The sequence below is a fragment of the Stenotrophomonas sp. YJH_SMC_19 genome (assembly GCF_059367915.1).
In genome coordinates, this window is sequence record NZ_JCAFRI010000009.1 from 108,142 (window position 1) to 131,070 (window position 22,929).

Consider the following 22,929-nt stretch of genomic DNA (forward strand, 5'->3'; position numbering starts at 1 on the left):
TTCTCCTGCGCTGGTGGGTGCGAACCTTGGTTCGCACGCTTCCGGGGTTCAGACCTCTCTGCGGATGATCGCCCGGAAGCGTCCATCCCGATTCAATCGCCGCACCGATTCCCGGTTCCCATGGGTTGCCGCGAAGCCGGCCACGTCGGCAAGGGCATCGAGCAGCAGGCCTTTCAGTCCGTCGCGGTTACCAGCCTGCAGCAGGTCTTCAAGATCCTGCTGGATGAAGGCCCGGCGCAGGCCTGGTGTCTCTTCGATCCGCCAGTCGACGTGGGGCGTGGGAATGCTGGAGCGGTACCTGAAAGCCGTTTCAAGATCGTCAGGTGCGAGGGGATGCTCGAGCAGCTCTGGAAAGTAGAGTCCAGCATTCACATAGAAACCCCGGCTTTCGCTGGCACGCTGGTGATTCACGACAAGCAGGGCGTCATCCAGCAAGCGGTAGCGGGTAGTCGTGGTCCCGGCAAAGCCGGTCTTCCTGGCGCACTTGCTGAAGACAGTCGAGGATTTCATGGGCTTTGCCCGGGCCGGAACAGGGGGGGCACAGCCTTGAGGCGCGGTGCCTGGCGGTCAATTGGCAAACGCGACACGCGGAACACTGGCCACCATTTCATCCACGCATGGCGTGGATCTACCAGGCGCGTGAGCCCAGGTCCGCCGCCAGCGCCAGCCACTTGCTGCGTTGTGCCGCTGTACTGCTGCGTACAGCGCCAAGGCGGCTGACACGCACCGGGCGGATGCCGCAGAACTGCAGGATGGTGGCGCGGATCTGGGCGACGCCCGGGTCGCGGTAGATCCAGCGGTAGTACCAGGGCGGCGTATCCAGCGTGGTGATCACCCGCGCGCTGCGCCCGGCCAGCAGCCGGTCCCACCACACCGAATCGCGCCGGTAGCGGAAGGCGTACCCCGGCAGCAGCACGCGATCGAAGAAGCCCTTCAGCAGTGCCGGCATCGCGCCCCACCAGGTGGGGTAGACCAGCACCAGGTGATCGCAGGCCTCGATCGCTTCCGCGGCGTCCTGCAGGTCGGCTTCCAGCGGCTGGATCTGACGGTAGCCGTGGCGCAGTACCGGGTCGAACTGGAGGTCACCCAGCGCGATCAGGCGTACCTGGTGACCGGCGTTCTCGGCGGCGGTGGCGTAGCGCTGGGCGAGGGCGCCGCACAGGCTGTCGCGGTCGGGATGGCCGAGCAGGATCAGGATGGAACGGGACACGGCAACCTCGGGCAATGGAAAGTGCGCGAGGTTGGGGTCTGCCCCAGGGGCAGAGTCAAACCGGGGTGGTGCAGCCGCTGGGTTCCAGGATGCAGTCGCCGCTGCCGGAGTGCAGCCACTGCTGCAGTTCGTCGCTGACCAGCTGCAGGTCGCGCTCGACCTGTGCCAGCCGCATCCGCTCGTCGGCGATGCGGCCGCGCTGCTGCTCCAGCAAGGCCAGTACCGCTGGCCAGTCGAGCCGTCCATCGCGGCCCTGCAGGCGTGAGATCGCGGCCAGGGTGATGCCCAGCCCCAGTGCCTGACGGATCAGCTGCACCCAGGCCACGTCCTGTTCGCTGTAGTCGCGATAGCGGTTCAGGCGTGGCACCGGCGGCAGTAGTCCGCGCGCCTCGTACAGGCGGATGGCCTTGGCACTGGCGCCGGTCAGGCGGCTGACTTCGGAGATGCGCATCGACTCAGTCCCGCACCAGCCCGCCATCGACCACCAGGTTCTGACCGGTCACCGCGCGCGACCAGGGGCTGGCGAAGAACAGCGCGGCATCGGCGAACTCGGCCGGCGTGGTGACGCTGCGCAGTGGCGTGTTGGCGGCGATGTAGTCGAACACTGCTTCCGGGGTGGCGGCGCTGGCATCGGTGGTGCGCAGCAGGCCGCCCGACAACATGTTCACGGTGATGCCATGCGGGCCGAGGTCGCCGGCCAGGGTACGGGTCAGCGACAGCAGTGCGGCCTTGGCGGCGGTGTAGTCGTGATAGGGCACCACCGGATTCTGGAACAGGTTGGTGCCGATGTTGATCACCCGACCGAAGCGACGGGCCTGCATGCCGGGCAGGGCGGCCTGCACGGTGTTCAGCGCGCCGCGCACGCTGCCCTCGAACTGCGCCTGGAACGCCGGCCAGCCGATGTCGGCGGCGCCGTCGCGGGCATCACCATTGAACGAGAACGCTGCCAGTGCGTTGTTGACTACGGTGGTGACGCCCTGGCCGAAGTGGGCGAGGGCGTGCTGCAGCATTGCATCGACCTCGGCGCGCTCAGTGACATCGGCCGGCAGCGCGATCGCCTGTCCGCCCAGCTCGGCAGCCAGAGCACGTGCAGCGCCTTCGCTTCGGTGGTAGTTGATGATGACGCGCGCGCCCTGCGCGGCGAAGGCGCGGGCGATGTGCTGGCCAAGTCCGCGCCCGGCACCGGTGACCAGCACCAGCTGTTCACTGATCTGCATGAGGGAACTGCCATCCATTGCATGAAAGGGCATGCAGCGTAGCAGCGATGGCGCTTGCCGGAGCGGGCGTGCTGCCGCTAGCCTGCAGGCATGAACCAGACTCCCCTGCGATTGCTCATCCACGGTGCCTCCGGGCGCATGGGCCAGGCCCTGCTGCGGCTGGCCGCCGAACATCCCGAAACCCTGCAGATCGCCGCTGCGGTGACGGGTCGTGCGCCGGCCCAGCGCGTAGTCGATGGCGTACCGTTCTTCGCGGCCAGCGAGCTGCCCGGTGCGCCGGCATTCGACGTGGCGATCGACTTCAGCCTGCCGGAGGGTTTCGACCCGATGCTGGCACTGTGCGTGGAACGTGGTGCGGGGCTGGTCTCGGGCACTACCGGCATCTCCAGCACGCAGCGCCAGGCGCTGGAGGCGGCGGCGGCGAGGATCCCGCTGGTCTGGGCCTCGAACTTCAGCCTGGGCGTGGCGGTGCTGGACGAGCTGGTCGAGCGCGCGGCGCAGGCGCTGGCCGGCTGGGACTGTGACATCGTCGAATCGCACCACACCCAGAAGAAGGACGCGCCGTCGGGCACTGCACTGACCCTGGGCGCGGCCGCGCAGCGGGGCGGGGCAGAGCCGCACTACGCCAGCCTGCGTGCCGGTGACATCGTGGGCGAGCACCTGGTGCAGTTCACCGGTCTGGGCGAGCGCATCGAGCTGGTGCATCGGGCCACCAACCGCGACATTTTCGCCCGCGGCGCCCTGTTCGCCGCCCGCCAGCTGCAGGGCCGCGCCCCGGGCAGCTACCGGGTACGGGACCTGCTGCAGTAAGGCGGTAGTGCCGGTCGCTGGCCGGCAGCTTCCGGGCGCCCGAAGGCGTGGGGATAGCCGGCCAGCGGCCGGCACTACCAGGCGGCGGACCGCGCATACGCCGCCGGATTGAAATGAATGCGCAATCGCCCGTTCATGAAGCGCGATAACCGCTGGCGCGAGCGCCCCGGCAGCGCTACAATTCGCACTCGCCGAATCACGAAAGCCGGACCGGTCCCAGACCGCACGTCCGCGCTTTTTTGCAACCGGATTTCCGTGAAGCGCAGGCGTGACTTCGGCAGCCCCCTCGGTAGCCAAAGTGAGATTCCCGTGACCCAAGCCGCAATCCTCGTCCTCGAAGACGGCACCGTATTCGAGGGCGAATCCGTAGGCGCGCCCGGCCTGTCCGTCGGTGAGGTGGTGTTCAACACCGCCATGACCGGCTACCAGGAAGTGCTGACCGACCCGTCCTACGCCCGGCAGATGGTCACGCTGACCTATCCGCATATCGGCAACACCGGCATGACCGACCAGGACAATGAAGCGTCCAAGGTGTGGTCGGCCGGCCTGATCGTGCGCGATGTTCCGCGTCGCCCCAGCAACTGGCGCAGCCAGGTGTCGCTGCAGGACTGGCTGATCCAGCGTGGCGTGGTTGCCATCGCCGGCATCGACACCCGCAAGCTGACCCGCATCCTGCGCGAGAAGGGCGCGCAGAACGGTGCGCTGATGGCCGGCGACATCGACGTGGAAAAGGCACTGGAAGCCGCCCGCAAGTTCCCGGGGCTGAAGGGCATGGATCTGGCCAAGGTCGTCACTACCGAGAAGACCTACACCTGGACCGAGGGCCAGCTGGACCTGGATGCCAATGCCTTCGTCAGCGTGCCGGCCAAGTACAAGGTCGTGGCCTACGATTTCGGCGTGAAGACCAACATCCTGCGCATGCTGGCCGAGCGCGGCTGCGAAGTGACCGTGGTGCCGGCACAGACCCCGGCCGCCGAAGTGCTGGCGCTGAAGCCGGATGGCGTGTTCCTGTCCAACGGCCCGGGTGACCCGGAACCGTGCGACTACGCCATCGAAGCGATCAAGACCTTCATCGACGTGAAGATCCCGACCTTCGGCATCTGCCTGGGCCACCAGCTGCTGGGCCTGGCCTCGGGCGCGCAGACCATGAAGATGGGCCACGGCCACCACGGTGCCAACCACCCGGTGCAGGACCTGGACAGCGGCCGGGTGATGATCACCTCGCAGAACCACGGCTTCGCGATCGATGAAGCGACCCTGCCGCCGACCCTGCGCGTGACCCACCGCTCGCTGTTCGATGGCACCAACCAGGGTGTCGCCCGCACCGACGTGCCGGCGTTCTCGTTCCAGGGCCATCCGGAAGCGTCGCCGGGCCCGACCGATGTCGGCCCGCTGTTCGACCGCTTCGTGGTGCTGATGGAGCAGGCCAAGGCGTGATCAGTACGCCGCCGGCCCCCCGGTGGCGTCGCGATGGACCGTAAACCCCGCATCGCTGCTGCCCCTGGCGCGGCGCTGCGGTTCAAGATTCCTGATCGACAGCGTGCGATCACTCCCCCTTGTCACGCTGTACTGACTTAGAGAAGAAAATGCCCAAGCGCACTGACCTCAAGACCATCCTCATCATCGGTGCTGGCCCGATCGTCATCGGCCAGGCCTGCGAGTTCGACTACTCCGGCGCCCAGGCCTGCAAGGCCCTGCGTGACGAGGGTTACCGCGTGGTGCTGGTCAACAGCAACCCGGCCACGATCATGACCGACCCGGAGATGGCCGATGCCGTCTACATCGAGCCGATCAACTGGCAGACGGTCGAGAAGATCATCGCCAAGGAAAAGCCCGATGCGCTGCTGCCGACCATGGGTGGCCAGACCGCGCTGAACTGCGCGCTGGACCTGGCCGACAATGGCGTGCTGGAGAAGTACAACGTCGAACTGATCGGCGCCAAGCGCGAAGCGATCCGCATGGCCGAAGACCGCGAGCTGTTCCGCGTGGCCATGGGTGAGATCGGCCTGGAATGCCCGACCGCCGCCGTCGCCCACACCCTGGACGAAGCGCTGGAGATCCAGACCCGCGTCGGCTACCCGACCATCATCCGCCCCAGCTTCACCCTGGGCGGCAGCGGTGGCGGCATCGCCTACAACCGCGAAGAGCTGGTCGAGATCGTCAGCCGTGGCCTGGAACTGTCGCCGACCACCGAAGTGCTGGTGGAAGAGTCGGTGCTGGGCTGGAAGGAGTTCGAGATGGAAGTGGTCCGCGATACCGCGGACAACTGCATCATCGTCTGCTCGATCGAAAACCTCGACCCGATGGGCGTGCACACCGGTGACTCGATCACCGTGGCGCCGGCGCAGACCCTGACCGACAAGGAATACCAGCGCCTGCGCGATGCCTCCATCGCCGTGCTGCGCAAGATCGGCGTCGATACCGGTGGCTCGAACGTGCAGTTCGGCATCAACCCGAAGACCGGCCGCGTGGTCGTCATCGAGATGAATCCGCGCGTGTCGCGTTCCTCGGCGCTGGCGTCCAAGGCCACCGGCTTCCCGATCGCCAAGGTCGCCGCCAAGCTGGCCGTGGGCTACACCCTGGACGAACTGAAGAACGAGATCACCGGCGGCCTGACCCCGGCCTCGTTCGAGCCGTCCATCGATTACGTCGTCACCAAGATCCCGCGCTTCGCCTTCGAGAAGTTCCCGGCCGCCGACGCCCGCCTGACCACCCAGATGAAGTCGGTGGGCGAGGTGATGGCGATGGGCCGTACCTTCCAGGAGTCGGTGCAGAAGGCCCTGCGTGGCCTGGAAACCGGCAAGGTCGGTTTCGACCCGACCGGCCTGGACCTGGGCAACGAAGACGACCTGCAGACCCTGCGCCGCGAACTGAAGGCACCGGGTCCGGAGCGCCTGTTCTTCGTCGCCGATGCATTCCGCGCCGGCATGAGCGTGGACGAGATCTACGCGCTGTCGTTCATCGACCACTGGTTCCTGGACCAGATCGAGGAAATCATTGCTGCCGAAGCTGACGTCGCCGCCGGTGGCATCGACGCACTGGACGCCGCACGCCTGCGCAAGCTGAAGCGCGCCGGCTTCTCCGACGCCCGCCTGGCGCAGCTGACCGGCACCAACGAAGCCGCCATCCGCGCGCTGCGTCGTGCGCACAAGGTGCGCCCGGTCTACAAGCGCGTGGACTCCTGTGCCGGTGAATTCTCCACCGGTACCGCCTACCTCTACTCGACCTACGAGGACGAGTGCGAGGCCGCGCCGAGCAACCGCGACAAGATCATGATCCTGGGCGGTGGCCCGAACCGCATCGGTCAGGGCATCGAGTTCGACTACTGCTGCGTGCATGCGGCACTGGCGCTGCGCGAGGATGGCTATGAAACCATCATGGTCAACTGCAACCCGGAAACCGTGTCGACCGACTACGACACCTCCGACCGCCTGTATTTCGAACCGCTGACCCTGGAAGACGTGCTGGAAATCGTCGAGCTGGAACAGCCGAAGGGCGTGATCGTGCAGTACGGCGGCCAGACCCCGCTGAAGCTGGCGCGCGCGCTGGAAGCCAACGGCGTGCCGGTGATCGGTACCAGCCCGGATTCGATCGACCTGGCCGAGGACCGCGAGCGCTTCCAGCAGCTGGTCGACAAGCTGGGCCTGAAGCAGCCGCCGAACCGCATCGCCCGCAACGACCAGGAAGCGCTGCTGCTGGCCCGCGAGATCGGCTACCCGCTGGTGGTGCGCCCGAGCTACGTGCTGGGCGGCCGTGCGATGGAAATCGTCTACGGCGAAGCCGACCTGGCCCGCTACGTGCGCGACGCGGTGAAGGTGTCCAACGATTCGCCGGTGCTGCTGGACCGCTTCCTCGACAACGCCGTCGAGTGCGACGTCGACATCATCGCCGACAAGGAGGGCAACGTCCTGATCGGTGGCGTGATGGAGCACATCGAAGAAGCCGGCGTGCACTCGGGCGATTCCTCGTGCTCGCTGCCGCCGTACTCGCTGTCGGCTGAAACCCAGGCCGAGCTGCGCCGCCAGGTGGTGGAGCTGGCCAAGGCCCTGAACGTGGTCGGCCTGATGAACACCCAGTTCGCGATCCAGACCAGCGACGAAGGTGCCGACACCATCTACCTGCTGGAAGTGAACCCGCGTGCCTCGCGCACCGTGCCGTTCGTGTCCAAGGCCACCGGCATGCCGCTGGCCAAGATCGCGGCGCGCTGCATGGCCGGCAAGAGCCTGGCCGAGCAGGGCGCGACCAAGGAAATCGTGCCGGACTATTACTCGGTGAAGGAAGCGATCTTCCCGTTCGCCAAGTTCCAGGGCGTCGACCCGATCCTCGGGCCGGAGATGCGCTCCACCGGTGAGGTGATGGGCGTGGGCCGCAGCTTCAACGCCGCCTTCGCGCGTGCGCAGGAAGCCGGTGGCATCAAGGCACCGCCGGTCGGCAAGGCCTTCGTTTCGGTCCGCGATCCGGACAAGAAACGCGTGCTGCCGGTGGCCAAGGCGCTGCTGGCGCGTGGCTACAGCCTGGTCGCGACCCGTGGCACCGCCGCGTGGCTGCAGCAGCACGGCATGGACTGCGAGATCATCAACAAGGTGGTCGAAGGCCGTCCGCACATCGTCGACTCGATCAAGAACGGCGAGATCGTCTACATCGTCAACACGACCGAAGGTCGCTCGGCGATCAACGACTCGTTCTCGATCCGTCGCGAGGCGCTGCAGCATCGCGTCACCTACTCGACCACCATTGCCGGCGCCAAGGCGCTGGTGGATTCACTGGAATTCCGCGGCACCGGCCCCGTCTGGTCGCTGCAGGAGCTGCACAAGGAGTTGAATGCATGAGAGCCCCCATCACGATGAAGGGCGCGCAGAAGCTGCGCGACGAACTGGATCACCTGAAGTCGGTCAAGCGCCCCAAGGTGATCGCCGCCATCGCCGAAGCACGTGAGCATGGCGACCTGAAGGAGAATGCCGAGTACCACGCTGCGCGCGAGGAACAGGGCTTCATCGAAGGCCGCATCAAGCAGCTCGAAGGCGAGCTGTCGCACGCCGAGATCATCGACGTGAGCAAGCTCAATGCCGGCTCCAAGGTGGTGTTCGGCGCCAGCGTGACGCTGGCCGACGTGGAAACCGACGAAGAGAAGAAGTACCAGATCGTCGGTGACCTGGAGGCGGACATCAAGCAGGGCCTGATCGCGATTTCCTCGCCGGTGGCGCGCGCGATGATCGGCAAGCTGGAAGGTGATTCGATCGTGATCGACGCCCCGGCCGGCCAGCGCGAGTACGAGATCGTCAGCGTCAGCTACGTGGACTGACCCGGTGGCAACGGCGACCCTGCTGTTGCCGGCACGCAGCCGCTTTGCCGCGGCTGCGCTGCCGGACGATGTGGCGCGCGCGCTTGGCCGCGCCACGACGGTGCAGGTCGCACCGGGTGAACGCGCGCAGCTGACGCGCCATTTCACGGTCGCCGCGCCGCAATGGCCGGTGGCCGCGTTGACCCGCCAGCGCGACGTCGGCGATGCCGCTGGCGCCAGCTGGCTGCGTGCCGATCCGGCCTGCATGGTGCCGGACATGCATGGCGCGCGGATGATGGCCTACGGCGAAACGCTGCGACCGACCCTGGCCGACTGCCTGGCCCTGCTGCCGGTGCTGCAGCCGTTGTTCGCCGATGCCGGATTCGTGCTCGACGCACCGGACCCTTCGCGCTGGTACCTGCGCCTGCCGATCGACCTGGCCCTGCCGGACTTCGACAGTCCGGACGAGGTGCTGGGCGATGACCTGTTCTCGCACCTGCCGGAAGGCGAGGTCGGCCGCCGTTGGCGGGCGCTGATGACCGAAGCGCAGGTACTGCTGCACAACCATTCCTGGAACCAGCAGCGCGCCGCGCAGGGACAACAGCCGATCAATTCGCTGTGGTTCTGGGGTGGTGGCGTGATGCCGGTATCGGTCAGCACGCCGCATGCGCAGGTGCGCAGCCGCGATGCGCTGCTGCAGGGCCTGGCTCTTGCGGCTGGCGTAGCCGTGGATGGCGAGCAGGCGGTCGATGCACTGGTTGATCTGCGCCAGCTGCGCTCGCTGCAGCAGCTCGGCAACGATGCGATCCGTCCGCTGCTGGCCGCGCTGAAGCGCGGCGAGCTGCAGCGGCTGGTGCTGGATTTCGAGGACGGCCTGCAGTTCCAGCTGGATCGCGGACAGCGCTGGCAGTTCTGGAAGAAGCCGCGCCAGCTTCACGACTGATCGGGGCCTCTGCCGTGCGGGGTCGGATCCGTTTTCCTAGGGAAAACGGCTCTGACCCCATTTTGTCTATCGATATCTGAAAGATGTGTCGACCAAGGTCGACACCTACCAGCAGCGGCGTGAACCTGTCGAAGGTGGGGCGGTGTCGGATTGCGGGGTGTCAGCCGCATGGATGCGGCTGCCAAGCCTACAGGTACGTACTTGCGGCGTCCCCGCAATCCGACACCGCCCCGCCAACCCACGGACTCCCCGCTGTTGCTGTTGCTTCGGATGTTGCTTCGGCAGGTGCAGGGCGCAGCCCTGCAAACAATCACCTCACCGTGCTGACCACGGTCGGCAGCTGCCAATGCCCTCCGGCCACGCCGCGGCACTGCCCGGTGGTGAACTCGCCGCTCTTCACAAATCGCGCGCCATCCCAGGCCCAGTCGTGGCCGGAGAAGCAGTCACCGATGCCGCGTCCACGGAAGCGCCCGCGCAGCGTCGCGTCATCGCGATCAAAGTCCTCCGCGTTGGAGGTCACGAACTTCGCCTGGTACGGCGCCTTGTCCTGCACTACCCAGTAGCCGCTGCTGAAGTTGTAGGCACCCATGAAGCAGCTGGTGCTTGCCAGTACATGCCGGGCGTCCAGTCGCTGGATCTCGATCTCATCTGTCCCGCCCTCGCTCAGGCGGGCGCACTCATCCGGCTTCGGCAGGCTGGCGATCAGTGCTTTGCGCAGGCCCGGTGCGTTCGCCAGTGCCGCGTCCGAGGCGCGCGGTGCCACCAGCGCGCCGCGCATGATCACTGGCACCGGCAACGCCGCAGGCACGCTCGCTTCGGGCTTGTCGCCACGCCGCACCAGCGCACCGGGCGTGCCCAGCCGGCCCTGGGCCTCGTCCATCTTCAGCAGTACGGCCGCTGCACCGCTGTCGGAGATCGGCCACGCCTTGCCCTTGCCGTCGATGATGTCGATGCGTGCGTGGCGTGGCAGCGCGGCGACCAGCGCATCGGTCTGTCCCTGCTGCAGCAGTACTTGATCTCCGTCGCCGGTGTCGCGCACCGGGCCCAGGTCCTTGCCGTTCAGGCGCAGGCGCAGCGCCCCGGTCGGCGTCGCGCTTTCGCCATCCTCGCCATTGCGCAGCCGCGCGAGCACCTTCGTACCCGGGCCGCCCGCGCGTTCCAGCATCAGGCTGAGCAGATTGCCGGATTGTTCCGGACTGTAGCCGGCGGCGCGGCAGGTGCGGGTGTTGTCACAGGCCAGCGACCAGTCGTTGTGCTGGAACTGCACGCCGGCCTTCGGTTCGGGCGTGGCGGCGTGGGTGGCCGGGGCCAGGGCGAGGCCCAGCAGCGCGGGAAGGAGCGTGCGATGCATGCGTTGAAGTCCATTTCCGGGCCGACAAGCATGGAAGATAGGCTGGCAGATTCCAAATGCCGGCGATCGGGGTGGAGCCTCCTGCGGGCAGCGAGATCCGACCCCGCGCTATCATGGGGACGTCTTCCGCAACCCGGCGATGCCGATGTCCCTTGCCGCCGATGCTGCGCAGCCGTCCTCTGATACGCCGATGATCCGCCGCCGCGATGCGGTCGTACCGGGCAGCTGGCCAGACGGCACGCTGCCACTGCTGGCGCGACTCTATGCCAGCCGCGGCGCCGGTACGCCAGAGCTGGCACTGCCGAAGCTGGGCAGCCTCCACGCGCCGGAGCTGCTGACCGGCATCGATGATGCGGTGGGTCTGCTGATCGAGGCCATCGCCAACGACAAGCGCATCCTGGTGGTCGGCGATTTCGATTGCGATGGCGCCACCGCCTGTGCGGTCGGCGTGCGGGGCCTGCGCATGCTCGGCGCGCAACACGTCTTCCACGCGGTGCCGAACCGCATGGTGCACGGCTACGGCCTGTCACCTTCTCTGGTGGAGGAGCTGGCCGCGCTGCAGCCGGACCTGCTGGTTACGGTCGACCACGGCATCGCCTGCCATGCGGGCGTGATCGCGGCGAAAGCGCGGGGCTGGCAGGTGCTGGTCACCGACCATCACCTTCCCGGGCCGCAGCTGCCGCCGGCCGATGTCATCGTCGATCCCAATCTCGACGGTGATGCGTTCCCCAGCAAGTCGCTGGCCGGTGTCGGTGTGATCTTCTACGTGCTGATGGCGCTGCGCCGGCACATGCGCGAGGCCGGCGTCTTCGCCGATGGCAAGGGGCCGGACCTGACCACGCTGCTGGACCTGGTGGCGGTCGGCACCGTCGCCGACCTGGTGGCGCTGGATCCGAACAACCGGGCACTGGTCAGCGCGGGCCTGCGCCGTCTGCGCGCGGGGCAGGGCTGCGTCGGCCTGCGAGCGCTGATCGAAGCCAGCGGCCGTGATGCGGCGCGGCTGACCGCCACCGACATCGGCTTCGCGCTCGGCCCGCGCCTGAATGCCGCGGGCCGGCTGGAAGACATGGCGCTGGGCATCGCGCTGTTGCTGACCGAAGACCCGCGCCAGGCGCGGGAGATCGCGCAGACGCTGGAGCAGATCAACTCGGAACGCCGCGCGGTGCAGCAGGCGATGACCGATGACGCCGAGCAGGCGTTGACCCGCGTGGTGCTGGACATGGCCGGTCAGCGACCGGTGGCGGCCTGCCTGTTCGATGCCGACTGGCATCCAGGCGTGGTCGGCCTGGTCGCATCGAAAATGAAGGATCGCCTGCATCGCCCGGTGATCGCCTTCGCCCCGGCCGAACCCGGCGCCGACACCCTGCGCGGCTCGGCGCGCTCCATTCCCGGCCTGCACATCCGTGACGCGCTGGCGTTGGTCGATGCGCGCCATCCGGGCCTGATCGAGCGCTTCGGTGGGCATGCCATGGCGGCCGGGCTGAGCATGCGGCTGGATCACGTCGATGACTTCAAGGCCGCCTTCGTCGCCGTGGTGCTGGAGATGCTCGATCCGGCCGCATTGCAGCAGCAGGTGCTCAGTGACGGCGAACTGGCGGCGGATGAGCTGGACCATCGCCACGCCGATGCGCTGCGCCTGGCCGGGCCGTGGGGGCAGGGTTTCCCCGAGCCACTGTTCGACGGCCACTTCGAAGTGGCCAACTGGCGAGTACTGAAGGAACGCCACCTCAAGCTGGAACTGCGCCTGCCGGGCGTACCCGGCACGATCAACGCCATTCATTTCGGCGGCTGGCACGGCAACGCGCCATCACGTCACGTCCACCTGGCCTACCGACTGGCCTGCGACGACTACCGTGGCGGCAGCGCCATCCAGCTGATCATCGAACACTGCCTGCCCGCCTAGAAAAAGGGGACGGAGGGGATTAAGCCGCTTTTGCCTTGTTTGCCAATTGCGACTTAATCCCCTCCGTCCCCTTTTTGGGGCCCCGCCAACCCCGTTACGGTTGCTGGTGCGTTCAACGATCCACGATCCCACTGGAGTCCGGTCATGGTCTTCGCCCGTTGCTGCACTGTGTTGTTGCTGGCCCTTGCGGCCTGGCCCGCTGGCGCGCAGTCGCCGCCGATCTCCCGGCCGCAGGCCAGCACGCCGTTGCTGATTGCCCTGGCTGCCGAGCAGGCGGTCCAACTGCGACACGCCCGCATCGAAGGCGAAGTCCAGGCCGGCGTCGCCCAGACCCGGATCTCCCTGGAATTCCACAACCCGAACCGGCGCGTGCTGGAGGGTGAGCTGCAGTTCCCGCTGAGCGATGGTCAGCAGATCAGCGGCTTCGCGCTGGATATCAACGGCGAGATGCGTGACGCGGTGCCGGTGCCCAAGGACCGCGGCCGCCAGGTGTTCGAGGAGATCGCCCGTCGTGGTGTCGATCCGGGCCTGCTGGAACAGACCGCCGGCAACCAGTTCCGCCTGCGCGTCTACCCGCTGCCGGCCGGTGGCAGTCGGCGTGTGCAGCTGGTGATCCGCGAACCGCTGGCCTTCGCCGGCCAAAGCTGGCAGTGGACGCTGCCGCTGCAGTTCGCCGCCGGTGCAGCCTCGGTTGAACTGAAGGTGCATGCTCCCGACGCGGCCACCGCAGGTACTGCGCCATTCCGCATCAGCGCGGGCCAGCTGCAGTGGCAGGGCAAGGGTGCGCAGCTGCCGAAGCAACTCCAGTGGAACCTGCCGGCAGCCCGCCACGCACAGTTGCAGGTGGCGCCCTGGCAGGATGGGCACTACCTGTTGGCACAGCTGCCGGTGGCGGCCAGCAGTACACCCCGCACGTTGCCCAGCGAGATCGGCCTGCTGTGGGACGGCTCCGGTTCGGCGGGGCTGCGCGATCGCACGCGTGAGTTCGCCCTGCTGGATCGCTATTTCGCCGCGCTGGGTGACGGCACCGTGGCCTTGACCGTACTGCGCGATCGCGGCGAGCCGGTGCGTCGATTCCGTATCCGCGCCGGCAACTGGAACGAGCTGCGCGCAGCGTTGCAGGCGGTGCGCCCTGACGGTGCCAGCGCGCTGGCGCAGTGGCAGTCGCAGCCGGGCGTGAAGGAATACCTGCTGGTCAGCGATGGACTGTTGACCTACGGCCCGGAACAGCTGCCGGCGATGGCGCCGGATCAACGCCTGTTTGCGGTCAGCAGCGCCGGTGCGCGCACCGATGCCGTGCGACTGCGTGGTTGGAGCGAAGCGCGTGGCGGCCGCTTCGTTGCGCTGGGCGAGGATGTCGATGCGGCGGCGCGCGAGCTGCTGTCGTCGTCGCTGGATGTGCAGGTCGATGCGGGGCGCGGCGTGCAGGACGTGGTGATCGATCGTCGCAGTGAAGCCCAGGGCTGGCTGTGGCTGCACGCACGACTGGCGGCCGACGGAGTGCCGATGCGGGTGCGCGTGGGTGGCGGCGAATGGCAGGCGCTGCCCGCCACGCAGAAGAGCAACGACGGTGAACTGCTGGCGGGCTTGTGGGCGCAGGCGCGCCTGCAGCAGCTGGCTGCCGACCGCCGTGGCAACCGCGAGGCGATGCAGCGGCTGTCGCAGCAGTTTGGCCTGGTCGGCCCGGACACCTCGCTGATCGTGCTGGAGACGTTGGAGGACTACCTGCGCTATGCGATTCGCCCTTCGGGCACGCTGCGCGCCGGGTACGACGCCAGGTTTGCAGTGCAGGTAAGAGATCGCGCCGCTGCTGATCGCCAGCGCCTGGATGAGGTGGCGGCACGCTGGAAGGAGCGCCAGCAGTGGTGGAGCCGCAGCTGGCCGAAGGGTGTGCCACCGCAGGCGAAGGGCGGGGCACTGGAAGTGGCCTCGGCGGACTACGCGATGGAATCGGCGCCGGTGGCAATGCTCGCCGCGCCGGCCCCTGCGGCACCGCCCGCCCCGGCACCGATGGCCGCCGCCGCCGAGCAGCGCATGGAAGCCAGCAGCGCGCGTGCACGTCGCTCGGCGCCTGCATCGAACAAGGCCCTGGATTCAATTACGGTCACTGGTGGCCGTGTCGCTGCGCCCGCTGCCGCCAACGAGGGCGAGCTCGGCATCCAGCTGGCGGCCTGGCAGTCGGATTCGGCCATCGCCCGGCGCCTGCGCCAGGGCCCGGCGTCGCAACTGTATGACCGCTACCTGGCCGAGCGCGATGCGCATGCCGACAGCAGCGCGTTCTTCCTCGACGTGGCCGACCTGCTGCTGGAGCAGGGTCAGCGCGACCTGGCACTGCGTGTGCTGTCGAACCTGGCCGAGATGGATCTGGACAACCGCCACCTGCTGCGCGTGCTCGGTTACCGGCTGATGCAGGCTGATGCCCCCGCACTGGCGGTGCCGGTGTTCGAGCAGGTCCTGGCGATGGGCCAGGAAGAACCGCAGAGCTTCCGCGACCTGGGCCTGGCACTGGCCGCGGCCGGCAAGCCGCAGCAGGCGCTGGCGCCGCTGTACCAGGTGGTGGTGCGGCCGTGGGACAGCCGTTTCGATGGCATCGCCCTGATCGCACTGGATGAACTGACCAACCTGGTGGCCCGCAGCACGCCCCGGCTGGATACCACCAGCATCGACCCGCGCCTGCTGCAGGCAATGCCGCTGGACCTGCGCGTGGTGCTGTCGTGGGATGCCGACAACAGCGACATGGATCTGTGGGTGACCGACCCGAACGGCGAGCGCGCGTACTACGGCAACCGCCTGACCTACCAGGGTGGGCAGATGTCGCAGGACTTCACCGGCGGCTATGGCCCCGAGCAGTTCTCTCTGCGCAACGCCAAGCCAGGCAAGTACAAGGTGGAAGCGAACTACTTCGGAAGCCGCCAGCAGCTGGTGACCGGCGCGACGACCCTGATGCTGCACCTGACCACCCATTGGGGCACGGCCAAGCAGAAGGACCAGATGGTGACGATGCGCCTGAAGGACCGCGCCGAGACCGTGCTGGTGGGCGAGTTCGAGGTGCGTTGACCGCTCGGACGTCCGCGTAGCGTCGAGCTTGCTCGACTGCTTTGCTGTAGAGCCGGGGCCATGCCCGGCTCACGGCACAGGCAGCCGAGCCTCGGCGCGGCTCTACAACGCCACGGTGCGCGCCTTTGACGCCGCTGGCGGTTCGGCACGCAGGCCGAACAGGGGCCGCAGCCAACGCACGCGACGGATCAGCAACTCATGGATCAGCAGGCAGCCGCCGACGGTGCCGCCCAGCAGCAGGGCCGGTTCCAGCCATGGGCCCAGCTGCAGCGGTCTGAGCCAGAACAACAGCACGATGATCAGGCTCTGGTGCAGCATGTACCACGGATAGATCGCCTCGGTGGAGACAGGGGGACGTGCCCGTGGCCTCTCCCATGTGTTCTGGATGAGAGTGGTTCCTCCTGCCAGTCTCTGCCTTCTGCTGGTTCCTGTCGCCGCGATCTTCATGGTGTACCTCTTCTTCAACTAACTGGCCTTGCCCTACGATTTCAGGATCCGCTCCTGGATATCGATTCCCGGCAAGACGGGATCGAGGGCCTCTTGTTCCACACAGATGGGGCGCAGTGTTTTTGCCAGCTCCGACCAGCCAGCGCGGTCAGCGTGGCGCGTCATGGCACCCAGGGTGGCAGGATCCGCTCGGTGCGTTTCCACGCCGGCAGGAAGCCCAAGCGGGTCCATCAACCAGGGAAGAAAAGGGAGGGATGTGGGCACCACCTCTCGGATCCTGGCGGCGATGCGGAACCCGCCTGCGTCGATGTCACCCCAGTGCAGGACGGGGGTGGCCGGCGAGACCCCGGCCAAGAGCTTGGCGTACGCGGTGGCCCAGGCGGGCGAGGGCATGCCTCCGGTGTACACGATCAACCCCTGGGGCGCTTGCGGCAATTGGCTGCACAAGTGGAAGGTGGTCAGGTTCTCGATGCTCAGTACCCATGCCGGGGTGCCTGAGTAGCCTTCAATGGCCTTGCTGGCCACGCCGAGAAACGGGCGAAGCACAGGGGCGAGCTGGTCTGGGCCAAGCCGCAGGGTGCCTGCGCCGGCGACCAGGAAGGGCTGTGGCTCCTTCACTAACCCCAACTGGTTGAACAACTCTTGAGGGGTCCTCGCAGGGGCCGCGAGACTTTCGTTGGTGAGGACGTCCAGCGGTCGATGCAGCCGTTCGATGCGTTTGGAGTCACCGAACAGCTTGACGCTCAGGCGACGTACGACCTGATCCTCACCGGGCAAGCGGGCCAAGGTGTCCAGGACGGTGAGGGCATCGACGAAGACGCTCGCCGATGCGGCGCCCAATTTGCGGATTTTCTTGCCGCTGTGCCATCTCTCGAGGATTTGCCGAACACGTGGATGCGCTGCCCAAGGCGCGAGCAGCGTGCTGGCCGTGCTGAGCACGTCCGTGCGGGTCGTCGTGCCCAGGAAGGAAGCCAGCGCCGGGACGTTCTTGACGGAGATGAGATCCGCTGTCCGATCCTCTCCTCCCTGCTTGGACCAGGCCACGTGGATGCCGCCCTCGCGTTCCGCCTTGCGCATGCGCTCGTGGAACGCATCACGATCTTTAAGTGACAGGGCCCAGTAGGCGTCGAGCTCGCTGATCTTTTCCTTGGCGGTCCGGCCGCTGGATAAGGCGAGCTTCTCGGCCCGGGCGAGCAGCCCGGCGAGTACGGCATCAGCCAGCATCGGAAGCCCCGCTGACCAATCGCGCCATCTCCGTCTCGAGAAGCTCGGGATAGAGCAAGTAGTTGTCGCTGCGCAGAAGCTCCTTTGCTTCATCCAGGACGATGTTCTTGGTGAGCTGGATCTGGTCAGAGCCGTGCCGCGCCATGTCGTAGTAGATGTCGAGGAAAGAAGACATCTTGGGCTGATCAGCCTCCGGGCCCGCCAGAATCATCTGCAGGCCCAGGGCGTTGAGGTACTCGGCGGTGGCGCGAACGTTCTGGGCGTCCATCTTCTCAAAGGCCTCATCGAGCATGATCAAGCCGCCTGGCGTCTGCGCGGTTTTGGACTTGCCATAGGCGGCAGCCAAGGCTGCTCCGAAGATCACGTACAGCGGCGTGCGGTGTTCGCCACCGGAACCCGGACCAAATCGCTTGCTCAGCAGCCCGATCGAGGTGCCGTTGTGGAAGATCTTGACGTCATAGGAGAAGAAGCGGCGATGGTCGTTCAACGGACTGGTCGCATGGAGAAGCGGGGAGTCGGCATCCCCCTCGACCAGCAAGCGGAACTCCTCAGGAACCTTCTCGGTTTCCTTGAACAGATCGACCCCTTCTTCGCCGTGTTTCTTGACCTGGAGCAGGAAACTGTAGAGCGCTCGATGCTGCTCAACCGGGCTATGCACGAACTGGTAGCGCTCGCCATTGGAAAACTCCGGCGCCGAACGCAGGATGTCGTTCAGTCCGTCAATCTGACTCGAGACGGCGTCAAACCCCTCCAGCAGGTTCTGGGCGACGTCGGTCCGGAACACATCGACGGCGGCTTGATACGCTTGCTCGGCCTCTTCCTTTCGCTGGACCAGCTCAAGACCCTCCAAGCGCTGCTTCTCGTCGACGGCAAAGGCGTGAACCTGCTGCCACTGCTGCTTGGTCAGATCGTGGTTTTGGAGAGCAAAGTCCGCCGCGTACTGACAGAAACTGCTCCAGCCCTCATGGTCGGCTTCAGAGGCGGCACCATTGGATTGGGTGACTCGGGTCCTGCAAGCGGCCTGCTTGGCATCCACGTCCTCGCCCAATCGCGCGTCATACCGTGCGCGGTGACGCTCCACTTCGTTGGCGTCGTAGAGGGGGGCAGCGCGAAGCAGCTTCTCGTTGGCTTGGGCCGACTCGAGCAGGCCCTCAAGTCCGCAGACGGCCTGGGTGGCCTGGTTGAGTTTCTGGGTCAGCCCGCCGACCTCGCTGCTCAAGGCAATCACCTGGCGTCTGGCCAGGTCACGGCGCTCGGAGGCCACCGCCAGTGCCCCTTCCAGCTTGTCCAGTTCCCCGGAGCGCACCGCCGCGAGCCTTTCACGCATCTGCTCGACCACGCTGAGGCTGCCTCGGACGGAGGAGAAGAGGCGGTTCAGATGCCCAAAGGTCTCATCTGCGCTGGCGTAGAGGCCCAGCCGATTGGCTGCTGCACCCAAGGCGGTGGCGTTGGCCTGGGCCAGGCCGTACACGCGCTCGGCCTCTGCCAATTCACGGGAGGCCTCCTCTTGAAGCTGGGCGGAGTCGACGCGGCCGATGATCAACTGTTTGGGGCGCTCTCGCAGTTCGATGCTGCCTCCGGTGCTGACCATGCCCTCCTTGGAGATCGCCCGCGCCGAATCCAGCAGTTCCTCGTTGCTGGAAGCCAAAGTGAGCTGTCCAAGAACACCCTGCAGATAGCGTACGGCCTCGACATCGCCTTCGATGAGGTCGGCGGCGAACCGTCCGGCGCTTCGGGACTGCCAGGGACGACCTCGAGAGGGCATGGCGAGTTTGACGCGCCAGAGACCGAGCCGGGGCCCGTGCTTCCTATATACGTCGATCGCGCGCAGTTCCTGTTCGCGGCCGCCGGCGACCAACAGGGCGTCGGCGTGGCTGGTCAAGAAGGCCTCCAGCGCCGGCTGCCAAGTCGGGTCTTTGATGCTGACCAGGTCGGCCACCGGGGTCGCGGTGATGCCATGCTCGTGAAGCAGGCGACGGAGGTCGGAGACAGGCTCCCTCAGCTTTCTGAGCCCTTGTTGGGCGCGCTCCAGCGTGGATTTGGCCTCCCGGCGTGCATCCAGCGCCGATTTCGCTGCCTGTTCGGCCGTCGTGGCGGCCCGGCGGGCACAGTGGCTCGTCTTCTCCAGCGCCGTCGCCACCGATCTCAACTGCTCGGCCGGAAGCGGGGCGTGCTCATCGTTGACCGGCAGCGCGAGGAGTTGCGCCAGCGCGGCTTCAAAAACCTCTTGGGCATCGCCGAGATCCGGCAGGCGTCCGGCTTGGGCCACCGCGGACGTCGCAGCGGCCACCATGGCGCTCAGCTCCGAGGCCTTCTCGCCGTGGCTGCGCTCCAGATCCGACAGGTGCGCCGCTGTACTGGCCTGCTTGGCATAGTCCGGATCCCGATCTCTTGCCTGCAGCGCGCGGTCTCGGGCAGCCTCGTGAAGCTCAACGGCCAATTCGGCCTCTTTCAACGCATCCTGCTTGGCGGAGAGCTCGCCCGTGAGCTCGTCGACCTTGTCCTGGGTAGCCGAGAGGTTCTCAGCCACCCGTTCGGTCTCATAGACAGCCTCGAGGGCCTGAACGTTCGTGGCGGCCGTACGCTCGCGAAGCACCAAACTGTACTTGGCGGCGATCCCGCTGACGCGCTCGATCCGCTCCTGGACGACGCGTACCAGCTCGCGCAGATCGCGGAACTGAAGAAGGCGGGCCTTGAACAGGGCGACGTCGGTGATGTGCTCCTCGACCAGGTTGTCGCGTAGCACCTCGTTGAGGTCGGCGACGTCCTGGTTGAGCTTCAGCGACCGGGCAAACGAGGTCTGGATGGATTTCGTGTTGGGGCGCTCGCCGGGCGATGCCAGGTTGCCCACAAACACGTGCCGCAGGAAGGTCTGGCGATTCTTGGTGATCTCCGCCGTCGTCCCGACGGCCCGGCACTCGTCGGCGATGATGTGCTGGAACCGGCGCCACGGGATGGTGACTTCCTTTCCATCCTGTACCTCAACGTGCATCTTGCTGGTGAGGGCGACGCCCGGGAGCACATAGAGGCCGTTGAGGGTGGCCTCGGGACTGGTCTCGTCGGCGGAGAACGATGCTCCGATCGTGACCGGATAGTTGGTCTTCTGATCACGGAACACCAGGTTGATGTAGGTGTTCGCCGCATTCCGATAGCGCTTGTCGTCGGTCTGGCCATAGACGCCCAGGCAGTAGTCGCGTAGCGTGCGCGCCCTCCGCTTGCCTTCGCCCGAGGCGTTGTAGTGGGTGCGGTTGCCATCGGCAGCCAGAATCACGATCTGGAAGGCGTCCAGCAGCGCGGTCTTGCCGGTTCCGTTGGGGCCAAGGAAGGCCGTGTTATGGCCGATCTCCAGGTCCGTCCTCTCGTAGAGGAAGTACTGGACCATGCTGATCATGACGAGCTTCTTCATGCGTTCTCTTCCTCCTCGTCAGTGCTCGTCGGAGCATGTGCGGCCAGCTGAAGCAGGGCGGTCTCGCCGAGGACGTCAACGATGCCGGGCCTGACGATGACCGTGAACGGCTGCTCGTCATGAGCGTCTTCCAAGCGAAGCAGGCCGTAGCGCTTCAAGGCCGCCAAGGTCTCTCGCAGCTGCGCGGTGTCCGGAAGCTCTTTCCCCATCAGATCCTTGTAGGCCGTCTCCAGATCATGGATCGTCACGTGCGCCTCGCCGGCGATGATCTCGGTGGCATACATCTTGTCGTTGTAGAGGCTGCGCAGAACCAACGCCAAGCGGGTCTCGGACAATCGCATCTTTTCCGCCACGTATGGGTTGGGGACGGCCACCACATAGGACATGTGGGGATTGTGGATCACCGTCATTCCCAAGCTACCGAGCAGCTCGCGGTAGCTTGCCAGGAACTTGACCAAGATTTCGTAGGTCGTCCGGCTGCGCAAGTCTGATCCGTAGATCACTTGTTCCATGACCAGGCGGTAGCCCGCACGCCGAAGATCATCGGCGACGTACAGCGGGTTCTGCTCAGCCAATCTCTCCCAATTGACCATCACGCACGCTCCCTCTGAATCCTGAAGGTTCGATGTTCCATGTAGGCATTGCGGGTGCTGGAGTCCGGGTCGAACCCTACGCGCACGCCTGGAAGTTTCAGCAACGGGTCGTCCCTCCGCATCTCGGGGGGACATTCGCTTCGAGAGGCAATCAACAGCAGGCGCTGATAGCAGCACAGATCGTTGATGGACTCGATGGTCAGTTCTTGGCAGCTGATTTCGCTGCGGCCCTTCAGGTGCCGGGCGATATAGTGGATGAGCTGCATGGGCTTCACCATTCGGACCTCGGCCATCTTGCGACGGAGCGATTCCAACGCCAGCTCCTCCAGGGTAGGGGTCCTGCGACGGACACCCGTGGCGACCTGGGATTTGACGAACAGGCGGGGCTTGGCCAGGCCCCACTCGGAGGCGTGGCGCGCGCCGCTGGCGGCTGGAAGCCCAATGTCGCCTTCGCGCATGTGCTCCACGGCCGAAAGCGAGCGCGCGATGAGTTTGTCGAAGTTGCGCGGGGCTCGCATGCTGTAGGCCATCAGCACGAGTCCCTGCTGATTGGCGATCCGGATCTCTTCATCGACGCGGCGCAGTTGCTCGTGTACCTCGCTCAGCCGCAGCAGTTGAAGGCTGTCGCGCTCGAAGAGCGTTTCAGCTCGGGCGCTGTCTCCCCCCGCACGCTTCTCGGTGTACCACGCAAGCAGCGAAGACCGGCGTTGTTCCTCGTGACGCATCTGGTGGGTGAGGCTGACGATCAGCGTACGGTACTGAAGGGGGTGATCCTTGGTCCTCAGCTCACTGTAATCGGCGATAAAGAGGCCCTGCACGTATTCCTCGAAGAAGCCCTTGACGAACTCCCTGGCCGTTGATCGGCGAAGCAGTTCTTCCATGAGGTCCTGGACTTTGCAGGCCGTGTGGACGATGTGCGCCATGCACTGTTTGGCCTGCCGCGCGGCCTCCACGAATTGCTCACCACCGGCTTCCCCGCTGTAGACGGCTTTCAGATTCAGAAGAATCGACCGGAACTTGCTACCGAGGAACTCAGGCTCCTGCGTCGCGAAGTCGCACAAGACGCTGAAGAACTGGGCGATCACGGGTCGGACGGTCAGCATCTTCACCGCACCACGGCGACGCTCGGACAGCCAAGACGTTTCCACCAGCTTGTTGGCGATCTCGTTTGCCCGAATCGTAATGTTGGTTTCCAGGTCCCCGTCCCAAGGGTCATCAGCGGCCAGGTAGGATTCAATGGCTCGAACCACGGCCGTTTTCTGGACGTCTTCGCCGGGAGAGAGGCCGCCGTCGCCCCACAGTTCAGCCATGAGGCGGCAGATGACCGCCCAATAGCGCTGCCCGTTGGGCATGCCCAGCAGCCGGAACAGGCCGGGGTTCAGGCGGTCGAACAGGGGTACGGCCTCAGAACTCTCCACGCGCGCATCCTTGCTGGTTGGGCATAGCATGGTGCTATTAATAGCGCCGTGCTATTGTCTATGTCAAAG

The 22,929-nt window shown here is 66.3% G+C and carries 16 protein-coding genes and 1 pseudogene; 7 read left to right on the forward strand and 10 right to left on the reverse strand.

What is annotated here, in order from left to right; translation table 11 throughout:
• Positions 1-48: 48 nt before the first annotated feature.
• From AC5P5R_RS11690 to AC5P5R_RS11705, 4 genes are all read right to left on the reverse strand, one after another.
• Complete coding sequence (locus AC5P5R_RS11690; protein WP_012480065.1) at positions 49-510, reverse strand: DUF4304 domain-containing protein; 462 nt, start codon at positions 508-510, stop codon at positions 49-51.
• 118 nt (positions 511-628) lie between these two features.
• The gene (locus AC5P5R_RS11695; RefSeq protein WP_012480066.1) at positions 629-1,210 is read right to left on the reverse strand and encodes an NAD(P)H-dependent oxidoreductase; all 582 of its coding nucleotides are present in this window, start codon (positions 1,208-1,210) and stop codon (positions 629-631) included.
• A 55-nt stretch (positions 1,211-1,265) separates the two neighbouring features.
• Positions 1,266-1,661 carry a MerR family transcriptional regulator gene (locus AC5P5R_RS11700; RefSeq protein WP_012480067.1) on the reverse strand — a complete coding sequence of 132 codons (396 nt, stop codon included), beginning with the start codon at positions 1,659-1,661 and terminating at the stop codon, positions 1,266-1,268.
• A gap of 4 nt (positions 1,662-1,665) precedes the next feature.
• The gene (locus AC5P5R_RS11705; protein ID WP_414486345.1) at positions 1,666-2,427 is read right to left on the reverse strand and encodes a 3-oxoacyl-ACP reductase; all 762 of its coding nucleotides are present in this window, start codon (positions 2,425-2,427) and stop codon (positions 1,666-1,668) included.
• Positions 2,428-2,517: 90 nt separating this feature from the next.
• Here AC5P5R_RS11705 and dapB point away from each other — a divergent pair, with 90 nt between their 5' ends.
• The 5 genes from dapB to AC5P5R_RS11730 all read left to right on the forward strand — a co-directional run bounded on the left by dapB (position 2,518) and on the right by AC5P5R_RS11730 (position 9,461).
• Positions 2,518-3,237 carry a 4-hydroxy-tetrahydrodipicolinate reductase gene (gene dapB / locus AC5P5R_RS11710; protein ID WP_005409480.1) on the forward strand — a complete coding sequence of 240 codons (720 nt, stop codon included), beginning with the start codon at positions 2,518-2,520 and terminating at the stop codon, positions 3,235-3,237.
• A gap of 309 nt (positions 3,238-3,546) precedes the next feature.
• On the forward strand, positions 3,547-4,674 hold the full coding sequence (carA, locus tag AC5P5R_RS11715; RefSeq protein ID WP_005413213.1) for a glutamine-hydrolyzing carbamoyl-phosphate synthase small subunit: 1,128 nt from the start codon (positions 3,547-3,549) through the stop codon (positions 4,672-4,674).
• Positions 4,675-4,823: 149 nt separating this feature from the next.
• Positions 4,824-8,066: a carbamoyl-phosphate synthase large subunit gene (gene carB / locus AC5P5R_RS11720; protein WP_005409482.1), complete on the forward strand. Its 3,243-nt coding sequence runs from the start codon at positions 4,824-4,826 to the stop codon at positions 8,064-8,066.
• Positions 8,067-8,074: 8 nt separating this feature from the next.
• On the forward strand, positions 8,075-8,539 hold the full coding sequence (gene greA, locus AC5P5R_RS11725) for a transcription elongation factor GreA (RefSeq protein ID WP_181453298.1): 465 nt from the start codon (positions 8,075-8,077) through the stop codon (positions 8,537-8,539).
• A gap of 4 nt (positions 8,540-8,543) precedes the next feature.
• Positions 8,544-9,461 (forward strand): hypothetical protein, encoded by a 918-nt coding sequence (locus tag AC5P5R_RS11730; protein WP_012480070.1) that lies wholly within the window; start codon positions 8,544-8,546, stop codon positions 9,459-9,461.
• Positions 9,462-9,771: 310 nt separating this feature from the next.
• Here AC5P5R_RS11730 and AC5P5R_RS11735 read toward each other — a convergent pair whose 3' ends face one another.
• Positions 9,772-10,812 (reverse strand): DUF1176 domain-containing protein, encoded by a 1,041-nt coding sequence (locus tag AC5P5R_RS11735; protein WP_099484313.1) that lies wholly within the window; start codon positions 10,810-10,812, stop codon positions 9,772-9,774.
• 145 nt (positions 10,813-10,957) lie between these two features.
• Here AC5P5R_RS11735 and recJ point away from each other — a divergent pair, with 145 nt between their 5' ends.
• Positions 10,958-12,715, forward strand: a complete 1,758-nt coding sequence (recJ, locus tag AC5P5R_RS11740) for a single-stranded-DNA-specific exonuclease RecJ (protein ID WP_099523832.1) — start codon at positions 10,958-10,960, stop codon at positions 12,713-12,715.
• Positions 12,716-12,859: 144 nt separating this feature from the next.
• The gene (locus AC5P5R_RS11745; protein WP_100438483.1) at positions 12,860-15,772 is read left to right on the forward strand and encodes a DUF2135 domain-containing protein; all 2,913 of its coding nucleotides are present in this window, start codon (positions 12,860-12,862) and stop codon (positions 15,770-15,772) included.
• 102 nt (positions 15,773-15,874) lie between these two features.
• Here AC5P5R_RS11745 and AC5P5R_RS11750 read toward each other — a convergent pair.
• The 5 genes and pseudogenes from AC5P5R_RS11750 to AC5P5R_RS11770 form a co-directional block, all read right to left on the reverse strand.
• Positions 15,875-16,123, reverse strand: a pseudogene (locus tag AC5P5R_RS11750) (acyltransferase family protein); the annotation flags it as partial.
• A 129-nt stretch (positions 16,124-16,252) separates the two neighbouring features.
• Complete coding sequence (locus AC5P5R_RS11755) at positions 16,253-17,443, reverse strand: Wadjet anti-phage system protein JetD domain-containing protein (protein ID WP_162292025.1); 1,191 nt, start codon at positions 17,441-17,443, stop codon at positions 16,253-16,255.
• Entirely contained in the window at positions 17,433-20,849 is a 3,417-nt protein-coding gene (locus tag AC5P5R_RS11760; protein WP_100438485.1) for an SbcC/MukB-like Walker B domain-containing protein, read from the reverse strand. Before AC5P5R_RS11760 ends, AC5P5R_RS11755 begins: the two co-directional genes overlap by 11 nt.
• Positions 20,846-21,442, reverse strand: coding sequence for a DUF4194 domain-containing protein (locus tag AC5P5R_RS11765; RefSeq protein ID WP_100438486.1), 597 nt, complete (start codon positions 21,440-21,442; stop codon positions 20,846-20,848). Before AC5P5R_RS11765 ends, AC5P5R_RS11760 begins: the two co-directional genes overlap by 4 nt.
• Entirely contained in the window at positions 21,442-22,860 is a 1,419-nt protein-coding gene (locus tag AC5P5R_RS11770) for a Wadjet anti-phage system protein JetA family protein (protein ID WP_172476249.1), read from the reverse strand. Before AC5P5R_RS11770 ends, AC5P5R_RS11765 begins: the two co-directional genes overlap by 1 nt.
• Between the last annotated feature and the right edge of the window lie 69 nt (positions 22,861-22,929).